Origin of the sequence: Mycobacterium sp. pW045 (genome assembly GCF_041287085.1) — a bacterium.
Classification (GTDB): domain Bacteria; phylum Actinomycetota; class Actinomycetes; order Mycobacteriales; family Mycobacteriaceae; genus Mycobacterium; species Mycobacterium algericum_A.
In genome coordinates, this window is the sequence record NZ_JBGGKU010000011.1 from 143,435 (window position 1) to 163,841 (window position 20,407).

The 20,407-nt window shown below is 61.1% G+C and carries 23 protein-coding genes and 4 tRNA genes; 11 read left to right on the plus strand and 16 right to left on the minus strand.

Annotation, left to right across the window (positions count from 1 at the left end; all coding sequences use genetic code 11):
• Window positions 1–77 precede the first annotated feature (77 nt).
• The 6 genes from ACAG20_RS17845 to ACAG20_RS17870 all read right to left on the minus strand — a co-directional run bounded on the left by ACAG20_RS17845 (window position 78) and on the right by ACAG20_RS17870 (window position 2,284).
• A complete protein-coding gene (locus ACAG20_RS17845; protein ID WP_112687017.1) occupies window positions 78–824 on the minus strand; it encodes a Clp protease N-terminal domain-containing protein in 747 nt (248 codons plus the stop codon).
• Between the two features lie 60 nt (window positions 825–884).
• Window positions 885–1,442 carry a DUF4352 domain-containing protein gene (locus ACAG20_RS17850; protein ID WP_234825697.1) on the minus strand — a complete coding sequence of 186 codons (558 nt, stop codon included), beginning with the start codon at window positions 1,440–1,442 and terminating at the stop codon, window positions 885–887.
• A gap of 190 nt (window positions 1,443–1,632) precedes the next feature.
• Window positions 1,633–1,893, minus strand: a complete 261-nt coding sequence (locus ACAG20_RS17855; RefSeq protein ID WP_133258944.1) for a hypothetical protein — start codon at window positions 1,891–1,893, stop codon at window positions 1,633–1,635.
• A gap of 125 nt (window positions 1,894–2,018) precedes the next feature.
• A tRNA-Val gene (locus ACAG20_RS17860) sits at window positions 2,019–2,093 on the minus strand.
• Between the two features lie 17 nt (window positions 2,094–2,110).
• Window positions 2,111–2,181: transfer RNA gene (locus ACAG20_RS17865), tRNA-Cys, on the minus strand.
• 30 nt (window positions 2,182–2,211) lie between these two features.
• Window positions 2,212–2,284 (minus strand) — tRNA-Gly (locus ACAG20_RS17870).
• A 159-nt stretch (window positions 2,285–2,443) separates the two neighbouring features.
• Between ACAG20_RS17870 and ACAG20_RS17875 the strand changes: the two genes are divergently transcribed.
• Window positions 2,444–2,515, plus strand: a tRNA-Val gene (locus tag ACAG20_RS17875).
• 348 nt (window positions 2,516–2,863) lie between these two features.
• Window positions 2,864–3,040 (plus strand): helix-turn-helix transcriptional regulator, encoded by a 177-nt coding sequence (locus ACAG20_RS17880; protein WP_370493529.1) that lies wholly within the window; start codon window positions 2,864–2,866, stop codon window positions 3,038–3,040.
• A gap of 483 nt (window positions 3,041–3,523) precedes the next feature.
• Here the strand turns inward: ACAG20_RS17880 and ACAG20_RS17885 are convergent, their stop codons facing one another.
• From ACAG20_RS17885 to ACAG20_RS17895, 3 genes are all read right to left on the minus strand, one after another.
• Window positions 3,524–4,084, minus strand: a complete 561-nt coding sequence (locus ACAG20_RS17885; RefSeq protein WP_370493530.1) for a hypothetical protein — start codon at window positions 4,082–4,084, stop codon at window positions 3,524–3,526.
• A 208-nt stretch (window positions 4,085–4,292) separates the two neighbouring features.
• The gene (locus ACAG20_RS17890; protein ID WP_370493531.1) at window positions 4,293–4,763 is read right to left on the minus strand and encodes a hypothetical protein; all 471 of its coding nucleotides are present in this window, start codon (window positions 4,761–4,763) and stop codon (window positions 4,293–4,295) included.
• A 192-nt stretch (window positions 4,764–4,955) separates the two neighbouring features.
• On the minus strand, window positions 4,956–6,086 hold the full coding sequence (locus ACAG20_RS17895; RefSeq protein ID WP_370493532.1) for a hypothetical protein: 1,131 nt from the start codon (window positions 6,084–6,086) through the stop codon (window positions 4,956–4,958).
• A 555-nt stretch (window positions 6,087–6,641) separates the two neighbouring features.
• Between ACAG20_RS17895 and ACAG20_RS17900 the strand changes: the two genes are divergently transcribed.
• From ACAG20_RS17900 to ACAG20_RS17915, 4 genes are all read left to right on the plus strand, one after another.
• Entirely contained in the window at window positions 6,642–7,169 is a 528-nt protein-coding gene (locus ACAG20_RS17900) for a hypothetical protein (RefSeq protein ID WP_370493533.1), read from the plus strand.
• Window positions 7,153–8,085, plus strand: a complete 933-nt coding sequence (locus ACAG20_RS17905) for a bifunctional DNA primase/polymerase (RefSeq protein WP_370493534.1) — start codon at window positions 7,153–7,155, stop codon at window positions 8,083–8,085. The genes ACAG20_RS17900 and ACAG20_RS17905 overlap by 17 nt, the downstream gene beginning before the upstream one ends.
• A 58-nt stretch (window positions 8,086–8,143) precedes the next feature.
• Complete coding sequence (locus ACAG20_RS17910; RefSeq protein ID WP_370493535.1) at window positions 8,144–9,568, plus strand: hypothetical protein; 1,425 nt, start codon at window positions 8,144–8,146, stop codon at window positions 9,566–9,568.
• A gap of 740 nt (window positions 9,569–10,308) precedes the next feature.
• Window positions 10,309–11,217, plus strand: coding sequence for a hypothetical protein (locus ACAG20_RS17915; RefSeq protein ID WP_370493536.1), 909 nt, complete (start codon window positions 10,309–10,311; stop codon window positions 11,215–11,217).
• Between the two features lie 216 nt (window positions 11,218–11,433).
• On the opposite strand, the gene ACAG20_RS17920 is transcribed toward ACAG20_RS17915, so the two are convergent.
• From ACAG20_RS17920 to ACAG20_RS17930, 3 genes are all read right to left on the minus strand, one after another.
• The gene (locus tag ACAG20_RS17920; protein WP_370493537.1) at window positions 11,434–12,660 is read right to left on the minus strand and encodes a tyrosine-type recombinase/integrase; all 1,227 of its coding nucleotides are present in this window, start codon (window positions 12,658–12,660) and stop codon (window positions 11,434–11,436) included.
• Window positions 12,657–12,821 (minus strand): hypothetical protein, encoded by a 165-nt coding sequence (locus tag ACAG20_RS17925; RefSeq protein WP_370493538.1) that lies wholly within the window; start codon window positions 12,819–12,821, stop codon window positions 12,657–12,659. The genes ACAG20_RS17920 and ACAG20_RS17925 overlap by 4 nt, the downstream gene beginning before the upstream one ends.
• A gap of 308 nt (window positions 12,822–13,129) precedes the next feature.
• Window positions 13,130–13,897, minus strand: coding sequence for an esterase (locus ACAG20_RS17930; protein ID WP_112687019.1), 768 nt, complete (start codon window positions 13,895–13,897; stop codon window positions 13,130–13,132).
• A 187-nt stretch (window positions 13,898–14,084) separates the two neighbouring features.
• On the opposite strand from ACAG20_RS17930, the gene ACAG20_RS17935 reads away from it, so the two are divergent.
• Window positions 14,085–14,546 carry a hypothetical protein gene (locus tag ACAG20_RS17935; RefSeq protein WP_370493539.1) on the plus strand — a complete coding sequence of 154 codons (462 nt, stop codon included), beginning with the start codon at window positions 14,085–14,087 and terminating at the stop codon, window positions 14,544–14,546.
• Between the two features lie 6 nt (window positions 14,547–14,552).
• On the opposite strand, the gene ACAG20_RS17940 is transcribed toward ACAG20_RS17935, so the two are convergent.
• Together ACAG20_RS17940 and ACAG20_RS17945 are read right to left on the minus strand one after the other, a co-directional pair.
• Complete coding sequence (locus tag ACAG20_RS17940; protein ID WP_112687021.1) at window positions 14,553–15,173, minus strand: hypothetical protein; 621 nt, start codon at window positions 15,171–15,173, stop codon at window positions 14,553–14,555.
• A 97-nt stretch (window positions 15,174–15,270) separates the two neighbouring features.
• On the minus strand, window positions 15,271–15,936 hold the full coding sequence (locus ACAG20_RS17945; protein WP_112687023.1) for a DedA family protein: 666 nt from the start codon (window positions 15,934–15,936) through the stop codon (window positions 15,271–15,273).
• 115 nt (window positions 15,937–16,051) lie between these two features.
• On the opposite strand from ACAG20_RS17945, the gene ACAG20_RS17950 reads away from it, so the two are divergent.
• Window positions 16,052–17,713, plus strand: a complete 1,662-nt coding sequence (locus ACAG20_RS17950; protein WP_370493541.1) for an acyl-CoA synthetase — start codon at window positions 16,052–16,054, stop codon at window positions 17,711–17,713.
• Here the strand turns inward: ACAG20_RS17950 and ACAG20_RS17955 are convergent.
• Window positions 17,710–18,501, minus strand: coding sequence for an enoyl-CoA hydratase/isomerase family protein (locus ACAG20_RS17955; RefSeq protein WP_112687027.1), 792 nt, complete (start codon window positions 18,499–18,501; stop codon window positions 17,710–17,712). The genes ACAG20_RS17950 and ACAG20_RS17955 overlap by 4 nt on opposite strands.
• A gap of 47 nt (window positions 18,502–18,548) precedes the next feature.
• Window positions 18,549–18,803 (minus strand): DUF2249 domain-containing protein, encoded by a 255-nt coding sequence (locus ACAG20_RS17960; protein WP_370493542.1) that lies wholly within the window; start codon window positions 18,801–18,803, stop codon window positions 18,549–18,551.
• A gap of 50 nt (window positions 18,804–18,853) precedes the next feature.
• On the opposite strand from ACAG20_RS17960, the gene fdxA reads away from it, so the two are divergent.
• From fdxA to ACAG20_RS17975, 3 genes are read left to right on the plus strand one after another with little or no spacing between them, the layout of a single operon-like run.
• Window positions 18,854–19,198, plus strand: a complete 345-nt coding sequence (gene fdxA, locus ACAG20_RS17965) for a ferredoxin (protein WP_041318112.1) — start codon at window positions 18,854–18,856, stop codon at window positions 19,196–19,198.
• A complete protein-coding gene (locus ACAG20_RS17970) occupies window positions 19,195–19,950 on the plus strand; it encodes a helix-turn-helix transcriptional regulator (protein WP_370493543.1) in 756 nt (251 codons plus the stop codon). Before fdxA ends, ACAG20_RS17970 begins: the two co-directional genes overlap by 4 nt.
• On the plus strand, window positions 19,947–20,372 hold the full coding sequence (locus ACAG20_RS17975; protein ID WP_112687031.1) for a hypothetical protein: 426 nt from the start codon (window positions 19,947–19,949) through the stop codon (window positions 20,370–20,372). Before ACAG20_RS17970 ends, ACAG20_RS17975 begins: the two co-directional genes overlap by 4 nt.
• Window positions 20,373–20,407: the final 35 nt, after the last annotated feature.

The window sequence follows — 20,407 nt, forward strand, 5'->3', positions numbered from 1 at the left end:
CTTCGGTTTACCTGTGGGCATGATGGCACATCGCGGTGGCAGGTGCAGCAGCTTGGCCAGCCTGATCTAGGCATTGGTCAGTTCGGGGCGGCGGCGTCGCCGTCGGCCGAGTTTGCGGTGATCGAGGCCAAGGCGTGCGCCAGGTCGGTCTCGATCCTTTCCGGATCCACCCCGGCACGATGCAGCGGCCCGGTGCCGTCTTCGACTTCGAACAGGGCCAGCAGCAGGTGCTCGGTGCCGATGTAGTTGTGCCCGAGTCGAAGTGCGGTGCGGAAGGTGAGCTCCAGGGCCTTGCGTGCCGTGCCGCTGAACGGGATCAACGCGGGGGGCTCGGCGTCGCCGGCGGGGAGCGCGACGGTGGCCGCGACGGCCCCCGGCTCGATGTGCTGTGCGGTGAGCAAGGCGGTGGCCAGCGCGTCGGGATCGTTTAAAACGCCCAGGATCAGATGATCCGGGGTGATCTCGGCGTTGCGGGCGCGGTGGGCGGCGTTCTGGGCGGCCACCACCGCGTTGCGTGCCCGCGGTGTGAAACGGGCGAAGCCCTGCTCGGCATCGAGGACGGCGGCTTCGGCGCGCGGGACGAACCGCTTCTGCGCCGCCTGCTTGGTGACCCCCATGCAGTTGCCGATCTCCGTCCACGAGGCACCGGACCGGCGTGCCTGGTCGACGAAATGCCCGATCAGGTGGTCGGCGACCTCACCGAGATGCTCGGCTGCCAGCACCGCGTCGGTCAGCCGCTCCAGCGGGTTTTCGTGCACCCCGGCGATGGCGTTGATTAGGTCGTCGAGGCGGACCGGCGGAGCGAGGCGCGTCGGATCGACCATGCCGTCAACTGTAGGTTGACGAACACAGATCGTCAACCCTTGGTTGACGGCAAGGGTGGCTCAGGAGACCAGCCATTCCCCGAAGTCATCAGCGAAACCCGAGGAGGGTGCGTACTTCACCTTCGCCGGACTGACGCCATGCGGCAGCGCGAACACCACGCAACCGGTTGCGGCATCGCCCGGGGAGACATGGAACATGCCGGAGTCGAAATTGGTGCATTCGCTGACGTTGTTCAGATCCGGTTCGTAGCTGTGATCGTCGGAACCGATCACCCAGACGTTGGTGTTGGCGTTGCCGTTCATCGTCGCCGTGCCCTGGTTGGCGATCTTGAGTTCGGTCGCGATGTAGGTGACCGCCGGGTCGCCCTTGCCGGGGGCGACGGTCGCCGGGCTGATGACGCGTTCCAGGGTGACGGTGATGGTGCTGCCGTCGGCTCGGGTCAGCGTCAGGGTGTCACCGGTGTGCCCCGGCTTCGATGCGGCCGTCCCGGGTCCGGTGCTGTCCGACGACATTGCCCCGCGCTCCGATTCGGCGGGACCCGAACATGCCGCCAGCACACCGGCAGCCAACAGGGCGGCCGCCGACAGGGCGGCGATGGGTCGATTCGTGGGGCTCATCTCTCGCTACCTTTCCACCTGCGTGCGCGTTGCCATCGATTCTGCTGCCTGGCTGCTCGTTGGTGCGGACCGGCCCACGCTTCGGGTCGGTTCCCGCTAGATGCGGCTTCACCGGCGGAGTCCGCCGGGGCCAGGCAGTGTTCGTGGCACCGCACCAGCCCGGTATGGGCCGACCGGCCGGCAAGTGCGGTCAGGGGGTCATTGCGGCGCCATCGTTGCCGCAGGCGTGCCGCAGCATCTCACGGTAGATCAGCCCACCGAACGGGTTTGACATGTCGACCCGTGGATCGGCAGGCACCAACCGGTCGCCGCATTGCGCCCAACCGGAGGCGAAGCCGCCGCCGGGCCCTGGCGGTGCGGGCGTCGGGCCGGGATCGGCGCCGGCGGGACCAGGGGCCGCAGCACAGAGCGTGACGATCGCAGCAGCGACAACGGTGATAAGGCGAGTCATGTGGCCACCATGGCACGCGGCACCGACAACGGCCGGCCGCATCGGCGCGGGCTCCTCATGGTGGTGCGAATCTGGTGCGGCACCGGTGTTGAGGTCAGAAAGTGAGCGCTGACCTGCATGAAATCTGGTGCGCGGTACTGGGATTGAACCAGCGACCTCTTCCGTGTCAGGGAAGCGCTCTCCCGCTGAGCTAACCGCGCTTAGAGCCAAGGAACGGAGGTGGAGACGGGAATCGAACCCGTGTGCACGGCTTTGCAGGCCGTTGCCTCACCACTCGGCCACTCCACCGCAAGGGGTTGATGCCACTTGACACCCTCGAGCGGATGACGGGATTCGAACCCGCGACCCTCACCTTGGCAAGGTGATGCGCTACCAACTGCGCTACATCCGCGTGCCACGAGCGAGATCGTCGCTCGTCGCGAAGCAGAACATTAGTCCACTGATGTGAGACAACACAACTTGCCCTGTCAGAACGGCGAGTCGAGCGACGATCAGGCTGCGCGTTGAGGTGGTGGGCGCCGGGCGTGCTAGTCTTCGACCTCGTTCATCCGGTCTCGTAGCTCAGGGGGAGAGCGTCCGCCTCACACGCGGAAGGTCGCTGGTTCGATCCCAGCCGGGACCACAACATAAATATGCAGGTCAGAGGCAGTTTTTGCCCGATTTGATAGCCCGATGGGCTATCAACGGGCTATCCGGTGATGCCGTGACCTGTTTGCTGACCTGCCGCCACCACCACACCGCGATCCGCGAAGCTCACCGGCGTTTCCCCCGTCCAATATGGCTCAACAGGTAGCCCTTTGGTGCCAACGCAGGTAAGTTCGGGCATAGCGGTTTAGCCCATCGCAATCGGCCCGACGTGAGCGCCGAATACTGACCGGAGTATTCAAGTCACGTAAAAACGCTAGCGGTCCCGATGACATGCCTTTAGAGCGTTGGCTATACAACCAACCACGTTTGTAAAGGGTAGTCCATGAGTGAGAAACGCTATCTATCGACGGTTGAGGCCGCGAAATACCTTGGCGTATCAAAGAATACGCTGCGTAAGTACGTCACCAAAGGTCAAGTGCCAGCGCACCGGGTAGGCGAACGGCTCTTGAAGTTTGACACTGCCGAATTAGATGACTTTGTAAAGGCTTTGACCCGATGACTACGCCAACGTATCTAGGTGACGGCCTGTACGTCACGCACAACAGCTATCAGGTAGAGCTGTACGCACACAACGGCCTTGAAAAGACAAACAGCGTCTACCTTGCACCGGCAGAGATACAATCATTTCTCAACTACCTCAAGAGACAAGGAATCGCGGAATGAAACGAATTCTATTGCTATGTGCGGCAATCGCTTTCGCACCTATCGCGAGTGCTGACCCGCCACCGTCACCGTTTGACCCGCACGTACCGAACATCAGCGTAGGTAACTGTCCCGGCGGTAACGGCGGTTTTGTCTTCGGGTTCTGCGATGGCGAGCGTTACCCTGACGGTTCGTATTGGCACCAAGTTTTCACCGCCGGAAACTTTGCACCCATCAGCTATGACTGTGTGATTGAAGGTGGCGCACCTGCGCCACCGGGCGGCTGTGGCAGTGCAGTCAAGGCACCGGCAGAACCGGCACCGGAGTAGTTAGCAGCGGTTCAATCTTTCGCTTTGATCCGCATAGAGCTACGAAACGTGTTGATATCCAAGCGAATAGGGTTAGTGAACTTTTTACCGTCGCGATCCTGGTAGTTGACCGTGCCGCTGAACACGCTCTTTAGCTCGCTCATCTCCAACTGTGAATGTAGTTTTTGTACCGTTTCATAGTCAGACCGCCGCGTGCCTGATTCCCAGACCGTGCGCCATTCCTGACCCGGTGCGAGGACAACAATCTCCGGCGGTACATACAACGAAGTGACCTTCTTGCCTGTAATCGCGCTGTCGTACGGTGCGTGTTCTAGCGGTTCAATGTCCAAAGTGATGTTGTAGGCCGGTGTCTGTCCAAAGTTCTTGATTACCAGGTCAAGGTAATGAAACTGCGTCGGGTTGATGTCTGGAAAAACCACGACGTTGGGTTGCGCGACCTCTTCGCGTGTCTTGCGCGCTTCGCCTACTTGGCGGTATGCAAACAGTGCCGCAGCACCAGCGATGCCGACCGTCACCCATTGAGCTATCGCGGCCCAAGCGTCAGCGGAAAGAGACAGAAAAGTACAGATCATGGTTCGCGAGCTTAGGCGGTCGGGCAATCAATCTGGCGGATTGAATCGTGCCCGATTCAAACCCCCACCGCTATCCGCGATGCTCACCAGCCGACCTGCTGGGATGGCGATTGCTGGCCGCTGTGCGGGTTGCTCGCTGCCTGATGAGCGTGCCCGGTGTCATTGCACCGGGCAGACCCGAAAAACCGTTCTCCGGAGAACGGTTTGGCTACCAATCGATGAGTCGGCGCAGGCGTTGGCGGTCTGCTTGCCTACGCCGGTAATCCATGTGACCCAAGTACAGCCGTCTTCCGGCCAGTTTGATCGCGGACCACTGTTTTTCAAGCTGTTGTGACCAGCCGGCCAAAATCTCTGACGGTGTGTCTGCGTAGCGTTCGTAGTCGGTTGAATCGTCGGCTGCCATCTCTACGCCATCCAGACGGGCCGTTGCCCACGGCCCGCCGTAAGAGATGAACGCTAGATCAGCGGCATACCGGGCACGCTCTGCCTCTTGCTCGGTTTCGGGCAGCTCTACCCGACCGCGAAGCTGTGCGGAATACCGGAACTTTCGCGGCGCGGGGATGTTGGGCCTAGTTACTCCCGGTTCAACGCTGACACCGGCAATCGTGTAGCCAAGCATCAACGTTGCGACAACATGACCGGCCTCATGGATTGCGGTGCGTAGCAACTGTTCTGTCACGGTATACCCGCAATGATCGGTATGCCAGCAACACCGATCACCGTGGCGCCTTTGGCCGGTAATCGCTTGGATCGCAATAGTTTTCCGGCAACCCGAATTCGCTTGGCTCTTGTGACCGTTGGTAGGCATCGCAAAATCTGTCTACGTCGTCGTATGACGGCCCAACTTGGCCGACACCGCTGTTGCGTTTCATTAGACCGGAGACACGTAACCGTAGATCGACGGTGCTTCGTAGCTTGTTTCCGTGGTGATTTGCATACAAGCAGCTTGGCCGCGCCGACGGACACCAGTGCCAAACGCTCTGGTGTAGAACGCATCTTGAATCGGATACTCGCTGTTACCGGGAATGGTCCGAAATCCCTGATATTGCGCGTTCGGATGTTGGCGAACCGCAACACAGTTGTCGGGATTGTTGGCACCATACGTTGCTACCACGGTCAGGTAGCCCTCTGGAATGTAGTCTGACTCGACAACCCAAAGGTTTCCGTAGCTGCCTTGAATTTTCAACTTTTCGTAGGCCGCTGGTGCAACCTCGCCCACGATTTCCTGCGGCGAAAAGTACGCTGGCGCACCTTGACTCGGAATATAGTCATGCTTAGCGACGACACCGCTTGCCGACTCTTGACCCGCTTTCCATTGACTGACAACCTCTGCCTGCGCCGGATTCATCAAAGCCAACAGTTGCGCGTTAGGTTCTGTCCCAAAACCATGCTCAGTCACCGTCTTTGCCAGTAGCTCAAGGTCGCCGGAATCAATCACGGTGCCACCGCTAGCCAGGTAGTGAGTATGTGCTGTGCTGAAACGCTTGCCAAGATGGTCGGGTGGCAACATCGAATCACCGTTGTAAAGCGGATAGACCGTATGCCCGTGCTCATTCGTTCGCACGCCATCATTGAAGATTTGATGCAAGATCGCCGAATTAACTAGACGGTTGTCAGCTTCAAGCGCATAGTTCAGCGTCGCAAGAATCTGCTCATGCGTTGAGTCCCGCAGAGCGAAGCGAGTCCAACGCGACGCTTTGTCGTAATCGTAAAAATCAAACCCCATAAGCGCGTATTCCGCTGGCGGACGCATTGATTCGGGCTGACCATGCTCGCTGGCTAGCTCGAAGTGGTCCAAACTCCGCGATTGGGGGATCGCTTCAGCTGTGTTGATAGTTGAATAGCTCAGCAAAGAAGCGAGCGCGTCGCGCTCCGCGTTCCAAGTTGCCAACGTCTGCTGAACTTCAGACCAAATGACATTGAGGTCTACGCCATCAATACTCGTAGAAACAAGCGCGTCGGACTCTGTGGCAATTCCGCCCTCTGCGCCGAACGGCGGCACGGTAGGCCAACCGCGTTGACTAGTAAGCATTTTCAATACCCTTCGGTTACGTCTGCTAGAAAACGCCGTAGACCCTGCGCGCAACGCTGAAAGGTTAAACCGTTCGCGCAGGGTCGGCGCGCCGACTTCCCGTACTCGTCCAAGCGGCTGGCAACCCTATTGGCCTATTGCCAGTGTGCCCGCTGCTCACGCTGCCGTCAAGGGGCGACACGCCGAAATACCCTGTGCACCAACGGCTTTCACGCGCTATGCTGATGGGGTCACACCCGCTATGGGTGTGCTCTTAGGCCGGTTCGGGCCGATTCAATTGGAAGGAAATTCAAGGTGTCTCACGTTGCGCCGACTATTGATTCTGATGAAGTCTATTTCACTGCCGCTGAGGTAGTCGAATACTGCCGCGAAGTTCGTAACCTCAAGACCATTACAGAGGGAACGATTCGCCGCGCTACATATGAGGGCCGAAAGCTGTTGAAGCCGACCAAAATTAGCAATCGTCTCTACTATGCACGTTCCGACGTTGACCGTTGGCTCGCTGCCTGCAAGCAGGTCTAGACCATGACCAGCAACGAAGATAAACAGCGCAAGGCAGAGCTATCGCAGCGGATGAAAGATGCGTGCTACCTAGATTCACCAGAAAAGTATCAGGTGTTCAATCAGGTTGCCTCACAGGCGGAACCGGATGATGGTCTATCCGTTGTGATGCCGGACGATTGGCAGGAAATCGGCGCGATGCCGCCGCAGTGCAAAGAATTTCGTTGGTGGGCAAGACTGGTTGTTGAACAGCACCTAGATAACCGCGATGACGGTAGCGACGGTACGTTTCTTATGGCGTTTGACCCGCGTGTCGCATTACCCGCACCGCACGAACACTACGCGAAGACAAAACGTTGTGACATCTGTCGAGAAAATGCTAGTTCAATAAGGCTGTATCACTTAGGTTTTGGTGAGTTCACGGTGGTTACTGCGATCTGTGACAAGTTCCATCAGGTTCCATGGCGACCGGACTATACGAGTGATCTAGACCCGTTTCCGATGAAACGTCACGTAGCGCAAGTGTTTCGGCAATATGATCCGCTTACCTGATACCAACGGTTTAAGTGTCTTTGCCGCTGCTATGGCCTACGCGGACGCTGGAATACCCGTTGCACCGTTTGACCCAAAGGCCGGCAACGGCAAAGAGTGCGGAAACTTGCTTGGTAACAAACGTATTCGCGAGCTTTTAGGGCTAGTGGACGGTTCGCGCTGGTATGACTACGCCACAACAGATCAGCGGACGCTAAGGCGGTGGGCTAAAACTTTAGGCGGTTTTGAAGCCATCGCGACTAGTCCAGGGCGATTCAACGCTTGTGTCTTGGACATCGACAGACCCGACAAATTTCCAAAGCCGCACCGCATGGCCTGCGAGACTACGGCCCACGTTCTGACCCGACCAAACGAACACGTTCGCCGTGGGCACTACTTTTTTGCCCTGCCGCCGGAATTACCGGCAATCGGTAACCATAAGGATAAGTGGGGCGAAATTCGTTGTCTCGGCGGTGGTTTGGTTCTACCGCCCTCCCCTAACGATTCACGCCACGTTGCCAGAGCCGGAAAGATGGCCCGCTTGCCCGCTGGCCTGTATCGCGGTAGCGGTTGTGTTGGTGCGGCTGTTGATCTGGACAAATTTTGCGCCAAGTACACAACGATGAAATATCCCGGCAAGCTCAAAGGGCAAGCCGGAATCTACCGCAATGAGCTAGCCAAGGGTAATAACCCGCATGACGCAATGCGTAAAGCTTTGCAGGCCGGTATGGCAGAGGCCGTGATCGGTTTTGTACCGGCTAAAGATGTCCTCAAGACGTTGCGGCCCTTGTGGAACCGCAGTGCTCGGGAGTTTCATTCGCTGGCGGTTTGGTGCGCTACGGCTGCAATGAACGCCGAAACCGATGACATCGAAGCGTGCTCACGTAGGTCTAAGGGCACCGACTCGCGGCTGTACCGAGACAAGTTCAGCAAATAGCCCTAGCGCCAGACCGGGAAATCAAACGCTAGGGCTATTCGACAAAGGAGATAGGCCGATGGTAGCACCAAACGCCAAGAGCGCCAAGGGCATTTGGGACAGTCATGATGCCGATGACATTGACGCTCAAGCGGTGTCGGAGCTTGATAGCGAAGATTTTTGGGAATCAACATCTATCATGCGAGATGTTCGCCAGTTTGCGCGTTCGCGACGTATTGGCCCGTATGCCTTGCTAGGCAACGCTTTAACCCTCGCTACGTCAGCAATTCCGCCGCATGTCGTCTTGCCACCTGAACGCGGTAGCTTTGCCAGCTTGAATCTTTTTGTTGGGCTGGTAGGTCCAAGCGGTGCAACTAAAAGCGCATCAACCGCCGCAGCTCGCGACTGGTTAACCGTAGACCCGATGGTTGATGCTTCAAAACCCGGCAGCGGCGAAGGTCTAGCCAAATGCTTTGCCTACGTGAGAAATAAGCCAGCACCACCAACGCAGATCGGAAAGGCATGGAGTGTCATTGCTTTCATACCTGAAGTCGAAACATTGCTTGCAACAGGTGGTCGCAACGGTTCCACCATGATGAGTGAGTTTCGGTCTGGTTGGTCTGGTGAGCGTTTGGGACACGATTTCAGCGACGCCACGAAAGTTGTTGTGCTGCGGGACCACCGATATCGTCTGTGCTACGTCATCGGGATACAGCCAATGCTTGCAAAGGCGTTGTTTGATGGCGCCGAAGTTGGTACACCGCAACGAATTTTGTGGTTGCCGGTGGCTGATCCAAGTTCGCCGAAAGTGCGGCCAGATGAACCGAAAGCCAAGCATAAGCTCAGCGCGTGGCCAGAGCTTCGCGAGCTAAAGAATTCAAAAATCAAGTTCACGCCACCGGACCCCGAAGTTGCACGGTTGGCGCAGTTGAACGTTCGCGCTGACCCGAATTCATTTGAGAGTCTACAAATTCCAGAATTGGCACGTCGCGCAATCGATGATGAGGCTTACGCGGCGTTGCGACGCGGCCTGACTGATGACACCGAAAACGGGCACCGCATCTTAAGCCAGTTGAAAACCGCCGCGTCGCTTATGTTTCTACACAAGCGAACACGCGAGATTACAGAGCTGGATTGGCAGCTAGCGGGCCATCTTTTAGACGTTAGCGACAGGTTACGCAAAGATACCCGAAATCTGATTGCTACCAACGTCAGTCAACGGAGACATAGCGTCGCGGTATCGCAGGGCATCATGGCCGACGTAACGGAGACAACCAAGGAAGAGCAAGCCGTCATTAGAGTGCGGGAAAAGATCATTTTTCATCTTAAAGCGGCACCAATGGACATGCGCCGCAATGAGTTACGCAAGAAGTTTGCTTCTCGCGACAGGCCATATCTTGACGCCGCGATAGAAGCACTGGCAGATGATGGCGTAGTTGAAGTTTACCCCGCAACGAATAAGGGACCAGATGGATTGATGATTGGAATGATCGACCGTGACTAAGAGTTTGCCGATTGGCACACCGTGGACAAGTGGACACCGTGGACAAGGGTGGACAGTGTGGACAAAAATCGAGACACCGCCGAGAACAAAACCCCAGGACAAATGAATTTTTTGAAGGGTTTTCAGCGTTTTGCACAAGGCGTGTCCACCCTGTCCACCTGTCCACGGTGCGTGATTGTCCACCCTTGTGTCCACGGTGATGAGGGTTAGCTGACCTGGTATACGTCTGAAAGATAGTGAGAAACAACATGATTGAAGAGAGTAGGTAAAGATGCAAGGAATGATTCCGGTGCCAGACGTTGACGGTGCGTTTGTGGATGACGACAACAAACACTTGTCTGAGATGGGAATTGCGCTATGGGCATTGGTTCAGAGGCTAGATGTTCTGATCGCTTTGGCGGTAGAGCATGACAGTTGAAAGTGTGACCTACGGTGAAAACGGAGTGAGAACGCTAGAGGTTGATTGTTCGACATGCGGTGTGGTGCATGAGGTCATTTGGCCGGCTGGTATTAGATGCATTGAATTACTGTGCGGTGGAACGCTTTACGTGCCTAGTTGGTGCTACCCGCGAGGTATCGAAGATAGCGAGCCGAATTATAGCTGCGGGAATCGTAAGGTGCGAGCCAACGTAGTTGGTGAGGACTCCGCGCATCGCGGTAGCGGTGGTGTGGTGAATTTAGAGCCTAGTGATAGCGAACGTGTTTACACGTTGGCGGCAGACAGGGAACGGAGTTAGACAATGAATACTCAACAGCGAGCGGAGTACAAGCGTAAGCGTAATCGGGCTATCAAGATGATGCGTGATGCTGGAATGAGTGAGGAGGATATTCAGAATGAACTAGCGAAGATTCGCGAAGATCTGGGAATTACAGGTGATTCGGTTGCGAACCTACCGGCGGTAGTGGATACGGGCCGCGATGGGCAGACAAGAGACAGCGCGTCGAGTCAGAAACGTATCAAAACGCCCTACGGTGGAATAGCACCGGAAGATCGACCCGAAGGTTATGCAGCACACTATGAAAAGGGCTACGCCAATAAGCCTGAAAGACGTTGCACCGCAACAAATCGACGCGGTGAGCAGTGCCGCAAGTTTGCCATCAACGGTAGTAGTGTCTGCCGAACACACGGCGGTGCGACTAGGCACGTAAAGAACAAAGCTCGCGTGCGGATCGAGATGGCGGCAAATCGATTGGTAGGCAAGGAATTAGAGATTGCTTTCGATGACAACAGACCGCCAGCGGTTCAACTTGACGCAATCAAAGACTCATTGAACCGTGCGGGCATAGTCAAACCGACGCAAGTAGAGGTCGGGCCGATGACCTCGTTTGAAACCGTCTTTGATGACATCGTGAGCGGCCCGCCGTACCAAGATGTTTCGCATGATTCCATGCTCAACGATTCAATTGGCTCGAATTATCAAGAGCCACAACCGGATTACCACACCGCCCCCGCGATGCCCGCGAGCGAACACGTCGGCCCGGTCAGCGATGGCGATTACGCCCCGCCAGCGTCCACGCACAGCCACGAACAGCGCACCGCGAGGTCAATGCACCACGTCACCGGGGATGATGCCGTGCGGCTGGCGAACGTGACCAACGCTCGCATTGGCGCGTTGCGGGCACTACCACCGGGCCGGTCTGACCGGTGAGCAATGGCGGCTGTACGGCCCTCTGGCGCACGTTCACGGTTGGCCGGTGCCCATCCCATGCGGGCCGGTTGGCTAAACCGGCCAGCGGGCCAGCGAGCGAACGCACCGCTAGCTGATAGCCCATAGATAGCCCGCCAGCGGGCCAGCGATGCCGATTAGGTGCGTTGACCTGCGGTAACGCCGACGGTCCCGGCTGGTATTGACACAGCCGCGCTACTAAACCGCTTGTTTTTCAAGGGCATTCGCTGTTTCTGCCGCTGTTGAATCGTCAGGCAATTCGGGCACGTTCGCAAGGGCCGACAACGCAGCGGCAATCTCTACGTCACGGCCCGAAACCTGACCCTGATAGCGCAGCGATGCCGTAGACGTGCTGTGTCCTAGCCGCTTCATTGTTTCCGGCAAGTTGGCAACGCGGGCGGTCTGGTGACCTGCAAAGTGCCGCATGTCGTGAATCCTCATGCCGGTGATGCCAGCAGCATCGCAAGCCAAACGGAACGCATCGCGGACAACACGGTCGGAAACGTGGCAACCACCGCGAACAGGCACGAACAACTGTGCATCGGGGTCCGGGCCGACGTAGGTATCTAGGTGCGATTGAATGTCGTCACGAAATAGCTTGGGAACTATGACCGTTCGGCCCTTGCCCGATTTCGGTGTGCTGATGATGCAACGTGTTTCACCGGCCCGATGGGTTACACCGCGTGCAACGGTGATGACCTCGCAATCATCGCTGATGTCTTTGCGACGTAGTTCGATGACCTCGCCGAAACGCAGACCGCACCATGCCGAAATCAGAACCAACGCTTTAAATTTCGGTTCGATCTTGTCGGCAATGATTGCGAGCTGTGCAACCGTGGGAACTACAGCTTGCCGCTTGGCTTTGACGGACGTTGCACCTTCAATCATGCAAGGGTTTTTGTCTAGCAAGTCATCGGCAACGGCGGTTTTACAGATCGCATGTAGCAACTGATAAGCGTGAGAACGGTACGTCGGCCGATCTTTCAACGTGGTGGCATACCAGTTGCGAACAGTCGCGCTGTTCAACTGGCGCACTAGGACATTGCCCAACTTTGGCGCTATGTGCTTTTCAAGCAGCGTTGTGTACTGAATCGTGGTACGTGGCTTAAGGTTTCGCTGTGCTATCCATTGCTTTGCGTACTCTTCAAGCGTCTTGTCTTGCTCAAGCATCGCCGCGATAGCAAGTTCGCGCTGTTTCGGGCTGACCCAATCAAGACGCGGTGTCTTGCCGCTACGTACCTGCGCTATCGCCGTTTCGATCCCGCGACGTTCGTTGGCTAACCATTCTTCAGCGTCCATCTTGCGCTCAAAGGTGTTCGGCGCAAAATGACGCATGTTGTCCGGCCCGACGTAAGACGCTTGGTAACGACCGCTTGACCGCTTGCGTATCCATCCCCAACCGCGCCGACCCTCTTTGCCGCTCATTGCTCAACCTCCATGATGTTGGTAACCACCGGGTAGGGGATCGGCAGATCGCCGCGTTTGTCAACAAGACTCTGAATCTCGTTGGGGTCGGCAGTCTCGACTACGGTGGTACAACTTTCGCCGGTCATGCGGTCAAGCATCCAAACGCGATAGTGCGTCATTGTTTCCCTACCTGTTCAATCGGTGGTGTTGATTCGTGCCTATTCAATTTTGCTAGCGTCACAGCCGGGGGAGTAGCTGACCAGCGGGGTAGCTGTACCGGGCTATCTGTGGGCTATCTAGAACAGCATACCCTTGGTTTTTGGTGGTGCGTATTGGTTCATGGAACGCGGCGAAAAGCTAAGGCGCACAACGGAAACCGCTGGTCAGACGGTGTATCTAGCGTACCCGATTGGCTAATTCGATCCCAGCCGGGACCACAACAAGTGAGACGCACTCAACTGCGCAGCGCAATGTCACCGGGGAGTCGTTAGGCGATCATCGGGTCGATCGCAGACCGGGGCACCAGCACGTGTAACGCCCCGGCCGAGGCGGGCAACAACACCCCCTGGTCGAAGAAGAAGATCACCCCGTCGTTGACCACCGCGAAATTCTGATAGTTGGCGGGGTCATACAGCGCGGATTGTGCGAACGGTAACGGTGCTGGCGCCGTGGTGGACGTGGTCGTCGTCGACTGTCCTGGGTCGGCGGACGGCGGTGCCAGCTGCTGCTGCAGCTCCGCCTGGACGATCGGCGCGACGGTCTTCAGCGGATCATCCACCTGCCACAACGGCGCATGTTCTTTGTCGTCCGATGCGGCCGAGAAGGTGATCGCCTTGCGATAGGTCTGGTCCCAGTTGAACGCCTTGTACTTCGTCTGTGGCTGTGCCCCGCCGACGTTTTGGTTCACCGTGAACACCACCGTCTGCGTGCCGCGCGGGGGGATCGATGAGGTGTATTCCGTCGGCTTGATGCTCAACTCGGATGGTGCGCTGTGAGGCGCGCCGGACCTGGCCGTGTTGAGGAACGCCTCGCGGGTCTGGGCGATGTACTCGGCGATCGGCTTCTGGTCTGGGTAGTTCAGCGGGATGCTGATGTCGACGCTGTACCCGGGGTCGGAGAGTTGGATCTCACACGTGCGGCCGGTATTGCCGCCCTTGAGCTCGGCGCAGTAATCCGTCGGGGCCGCCCCCGCGATGTCGGGACAACCGAGCATGGCGGCAACCGTCACGACCACGGCTACGGTGAAAGACCGCATGGGTGATACCTCCTGGCAAAGGCGGCGACGCGCCACGACCAAAGGTTAACGTGAGGTCACCCCTCCCGATTCACGCTCGCGCAAGGTTGAGGCGCAACGGCCCACCGATGACATGGCGTTGTGCGGTGTTCCTGCCGGTGCGAGTCGATCCGCATCGCCCAGTGCCTGCGCGACATAGGCTGCGGCGGTGACGAAGTCTGCTCGCGTCGTTGCTGCCCTGGCCGGATTGGTTCTATCCGTCACGTATGCCGGATGTGCGCACGGCACCGGCGGCAAGCCTGTCGCCGTCAAGGCTCCCGCAACCGCCACGCTGCCGCCATTGCCGACACCCCTGACCCGGATTCCGCTGCCGACCGCGAGCACGCCCGCGCCCGGCGGCCCACCGGTGGGTACCGCGACCATGAAGGTCATGGGCGCGCCGGACACCCCGGTCACCATCACTTACCGCATCAACGGCGAGCCGGAACAGACCGAGACCAACGTGCGCCTGCCGTGGGAGAGGCAGTACCCGGTCTACGACGAGGTGGAGACCTCGGTCAGCGCCGACGCCGGCGACGAAGAACTCACCTGCACCATCATCCTCGACGGCAAGCTGGCGTCGTTCAAGACCGAACCGCGCCCCACCTGCAGTTTCGCCTACTACGGCTAGCGATGGCTACACCATCTCGGGCGCGTTCAGATGCGCGATCGCCAGGTCGAACTCGGCGACCTCCAGCACATCGGCGCCGACATCGTTGATGGCCCGGGCCCAGATCGCCTGCTCGCCGCCGCGGCTGGCCACCATCGCCGCACGGTCCTCGAAGCTGATCGAGGACACCGCGCGCCCCGACGAGCGGTCGACCAGCAGGGTGGTGCTGCAGAACCCGTGCATGTCGGCCATCTGCGGGATCAGCGCCAGTTTGTAGGTGTCGATCAACCGCTCGCAGCTGGCCGGGTCGGTCCGCAGCCAGGTGACCCGCACGCCGGCGTGGCGCCGTGACCGGTGATCGCGGCGTACCGCGGCGATCTCCCAGCGGGTGATCTCGGCGGTGGCGTGGAAGATCTCGGTGGCACGGTCGCAGAGTTGCTGGGCACCGGCCTCGCTGGCCCGCAGCGTGTCCTCATCGAGCCAGGACGAGGTCACGATGCACCGGCCGGCGTCGCGGTCGACGAGCATTGACATCCCCGCGCAGCCGTCCATGTCGGCCAGGGCCGGCATCACCACGCCGCGGACGTGGGTGATGCCCTCGTCGAGGAAGGACGGATGGGCGTGGATGGTGGTTGCGCGCGCGAACATATCGGCCTCCGAGGAGATCGGGGCGACGCCCCGGCGGCGCCGCCGGTCCCTTCCACCATGCTCCGGCGACGGCGCGAGGACAACCCCTATCCGGCCGCTATTCGGCGGGTTCCTGAACGACATCGGACTGGCGGCGATGCTGCGCCTCGAGTTCGGCGATGTGCGCGCCGATGCGTCCCCGCAGCGCGAGGGTGCCGATGACACCGCCAAGCACCGCTACCGACAGCGCGACCCAGGAGAACCGGGACAACCAGTGCTCGGCGGCCATCCCGGCGTAGTAAACCAGGGCGGTGGTGCCGCCGGCCCAGCAGATCGCGCCGGTCACATTGGCGATGAGAAAGTGCGAATAGCGCATCTTCAACGCCCCGGCCAGCGGACCGGCCAAGATGCGCAGCAGCGCGACGAACCGGCCGAAGAACACCGCGCTGGTTCCCCAGCGGGCAAACAGATGTTCCGCGTAGGCGATGTGACCGGGGCCGAAGTGGTTGGGAAACCGCCGGCCCAGCCGGTCGAAGAGCGGCATGCCGAAGCGACGACCGATCGAATATCCGATTGAGTCGCCGATCACCGCGCCGGTGATCGCCGCCGCCGCGACCCCGGCGGGGTCGACCGCCAACTCGTGGCGGGAAGACAACAATGCGGCGCCTACCAACATGACTTCGCCCGGCAACGGGATGCCCAGGCTCTCCAGGCCGATCACCCCGCCGACGAGCAGGTAAACCAGCAAGGGCGGGATCGACTGCAGCAGGGCGTCCACCGACATGCGGCAAGCATGCCTGACGGTGCTGTGATGCGCCCCCCGAGACCGTCATCGGCCGAATAGGAGTCAGCTAGTAGCGTAATCCGGGCGCGGGCCGGTGGTCGATCGAGGAGCGGCAATGGAATTCAATCTCGCCCAGGTTTTCTCGGCGGTGGCCGCGGCGATCCCCGACCGCGAGTGCGTGGTGTTCGGTGACCGGCGGCTGACCTACGCCCAGATCGAAGACCGTGCGCGCCGGCTGGCGCGGGCCCTGCACGAGCGTGGCCTGGGGGTGCGCCGCGAGCGCCCGGAACTGACCGGCCATGAATCCGGGCAGAGTCATCTCGCGCTGTACCTGGCCAACGGCAACGAATACCTGGAGGGCATGCTCGGGGCCTACCACGCCCGGGTCGCCCCGTTCAACGTCAACTACCGCTATGTGGCCGACGAACTGGTCTATGTGCTGACCGATGCCGCCGCCGAGGCGGTCATGTACCACGCCCGCTACGCCGCGACGCTGGCCGACGCACTGGGGCGGGCCGGCGATCGGCTGCCGCCGCTGACGCTGATCCATGTCGACGACGACTCCGGCAACGATCCGCTGCCCGGCGCGGTGCGCTACGAGGAGCTGCTGGCCGCCACCTCCGCCGACCCGTTGGAGCTGGCGCCGTCGCCGGATGACCTCTACCTGCTCTACACCGGCGGCACCACCGGCATGCCCAAGGGCGTGTTGTGGCGCCAGCACGACATCTTCATCAACGCGATGGGCGGCCGGGAGTTCGGCAGCGGTGCCGTGCCCACCAGCCTGACCGAGATCGTCGATCGCACCCGCGCCGGAGGCCCCGGTTCGATGACGGTGGCGCCGCTGATGCACGGCGCCGCGCAGTGGGCGGCGTTCATCACGCTGCTGGGCGGCCGGCCGTTCGTCATGTCCGCGACGACCGACCGGTTCGACCCGGTGGCGACCTGGGAGTTGGCCGCCAGGGAGCGGGTCATTTCGCTGTCGATCGTCGGGGACGCCTTCGCGCGGCCGCTTGCCGACGCGCTGGAGGCCGGTGGCCCCGAGCTGGCCGAAGCCCTGTCGGGGCTGTTCGTGCTGGCCAGCGGTGGCGCGCCGCTGACCGTCCCGATCAAGCAACGGATCTTGGAGCTGCTGCCGCAGCTGTCGATCCTGGATGCCGGCGGCTCGTCGGAGACCGGTGCGCAGATGGGCCAGACCACCAGCCGCGGGCAGCCGTCCACCGGTCGGTTCACCCCGAACCCGGGCGCGGTCGTGGTCAGCGAGGACCTCACCCGCATCTTGTCGCCCGGCGACGACGAGATCGGCTGGCTGGCGCAGCAGGGTTATGTCCCGCTGGGATACCTGGGCGACCCGGAGAAGAGCGCGCGCACCTTCCCGATCATCGAGGGCATCCGGCACTCGGTCCCCGGTGACCGGGCACGCTGGCATGCCGACGGCGGCATCGAGCTGCTCGGCCGTGACTCGGTGACCATCAACTCCGGCGGCGAGAAGATCTTCGCCGAGGAGGTCGAAGCCGCGGTGTGCCGCCACCCCGCCGTCTACGACGTCGTGGTGGTGGGGCGGCCCAGTCAACGGTGGGGCCACGAGGTCGTCGCCGTGGTGCAGCTGGCGGAGGGAGCCGGCGCCGAGGCCGACGACATCGTCGCCGAGGCGGCCCGCCACATCGCCCGCTACAAGCTGCCCAAGGACGTGGTGTTCTGCGAGCGTGTGCAGCGCTCGGCGTCCGGCAAGGCCGACTACCGCTGGGCCACGGCGCAGGCGATCGGGGTCGATGCCTAGCTGAACCGGGGCTTGCGCTTCTCCCGGATGGCGGCCAGTCCCTCGTGCACATCCGGGCCGGAGAAGCCGAGGAACTCCAGCCCCAGCGCGGTCTCGAAGGCCGGTGCGAACTGGCGGTACCAGTAGTTGAGGCTGTGCTTGGTGAAGCGCAGCGCGTCCTGAGCGCCGTGCGCCAGATCGTCGGCGATACCGGTCGCGGTGGCCAGCACCTCGTCGTCGTCGACGCACTTGGAGACCAGCCCGATGCGTTCGGCCTCCTCGCCGTGCAGCGTCTCGCAGGTCAACAGGTAGTACTTGGCCTTGGCCATGCCGACCAGCAGCGGCCAGCAGATGGCGGCGTGATCGCCGGCGGCCACCCCGAGCTTGGTGTGGCCGTCGATGAGCCGAGCGGTGCGCCCAGCCACCGAGATGTCCGACAACAGCGCCACCACCAGCCCGGCGCCGACGGCGGGGCCGTTGATCGCCGAGATCACCGGCTTGGAGAAGTTGACCAGGTTCAGCACCAGGTCGCGGGCCTCGCGCAGCACCTGCATCCGCCCGGGGTAGTCGCCGATGGTCTTCTCGATCAGTTCGAAGCTGCCGCCGGCGGAGAATGCCTTGCCCTCGCCCCGGACCAGCACCGCGCGCACCGCGTCGTCGCGGTCGATGACCGGCCACACGTCGGCCAGGTCCTGGTGCATCTGCGGGCCCACCGAATTGAGCCCCGGCGCGTCCAGCACTAGCTGCAGCACACCGTTGTCGCCGGTTTCGAGTCGAAGGGTGGGGAAGTCGCGGTACCTGTCAGCCATCAGTCGTTTCTACCCGAGGCTGACCGCCGTGGTCCAGCACTGGTCTGTCAGCCCGCTGCCAGCGGGTTCAGGAACTGAAGTTTCCGGCGAATCATCAAGCAGCGCAACCCATCCGGGCCGACGTGCTCCCGGCCGTAGCTGCCGGGGCGTTGGCGTTCGAACTCGAGGCGCAACGGCTCCGGTTCGTGGTCGTTGAGCAGTGCAACCGACTCGCCGGCCGCCGGCTCGGCGAAGATCGCGACGATGGTCTTGTTCTTCCCGGATCTGGGCAGCACCCGGGCGTCGAGTTCGGCCTCCGACAAATGGGTCGCCCTTCTAGTTTCTACAAAATCCCTTGTGTAAACTCACGCCCATGGCATATGTGATCGGGAAGCCGTGCGTTGACGTGATGGACCGGGCCTGCGTGGAGGAGTGCCCCGTCGACTGCATCTACGAAGGCGGGCGAGCCCTCTACATCCATCCTGACGAATGTGTGGATTGTGGTGCCTGCGAACCGGTTTGCCCGGTCGAGGCCATCTACTACGAGGATGACCTTCCGGAGGAGTTGCAACCGCACCTGGCCGACAACGCGGAGTTCTTCACCGAGGCGCTGCCCGGCCGCGATGAGGCGCTCGGCTCACCCGGTGGGGCCGCCAAGATCGGACCGCTCGGCATCGACACCCCGCTAGTGGCCAGCTTCCCTCCCCAGGGGGAGTGAGCGACATCGCCAAACCGCCTGGGCCGCCCGGAGGACGTCGCCTCGACGTGCTTCGGCTGGTGCAGGCCGCGGACGAGCCGCTGAGCATCGCGCAGATCGCCGACGAGTTGGGGGTGCACCCCAACACGGTGCGTTTTCACCTGGACACCCTGGTGGAGGAAGGCCGCGTCGAGCACACCGAGCCCGACCACAAGGGTCGCGGCCGGCCGGCGTTGATGTTCCGGGCGATCCGGCAGATGGACCGCGGTGGCACGCGCCGGTTCCGGCTGCTCGCCGAGATCCTCACCATCGGCCTGGCCGCCGACTCCGACCCCAGTGGCAAAGCGCTGGCGGCCGGCCGGGCGTGGGGTCAGCGGTTGCGGCCGCTGAACCGCCCGGCCGATCCCGTCGGCGCCGACGAGTCGACCGATCAGCTCGTCGACATGCTCGACGAGCTCGGTTTCCAGCCCGAGCAGCTCGAACCCGACGATGCCGGTGAGAAGCAGCTCGGATTGCGGCACTGTCCGTTCCTGGAGCTCGCCGAGACCTCCACCGACGTGGTCTGCCCGATCCACCTGGGGCTGATGCAAGGCGCGCTGGAAGCCTGGGACGCACCGGTGACCGTCGATCGTCTCGACTCGTTCGCCCAGCCGGATCTGTGTGTGGCGCACTTGAAGTCGATGGAATTCGATGGGGCCGAGCCGGCCCCGAACGGGGTCCGCATCGGGCAGTCGCCCGCTGGTCCGGTGCCGGTGGAAGGAACCACCGGGTGAGCATTGCCGCCGCCGTTGCGATCGCCGCGACATTCCTCTGGCTGGGCATGGTGGCCGCGATCTCGTTCATGGAGGCGCCGCTGAAGTTCCGCGCGCCCAACGCGACGATCCCGATCTGCCTGGGTATCGGCCGGCTGGTGTTTCGGGCCCTCAACTCCGCGGAACTCATCCTGGCGGCCGCCATCGCGGCGTCGTTCGTCTCCGAGCGCCCGACCGCGCCCATTGTGGTCACGTTCGCGGTCGCGGTGACGATGCTGGTCGCCCAACTGGTGATGGTGCGTCCGGGGCTGAGCCGTCGCGCCGATCAGGTGCTGGCCGGGCTGGATGCCCCGCGCTCCCGCGCGCACTACGCCTACATCGTCCTGGAGTTGATCAAGGTCGCCGCGCTGGTGCCGCTGGGCATTCTGTTGCTGGCCCGCTGAATTGTTTGAACCGAACACCTGTCCGCCCGCCTAGC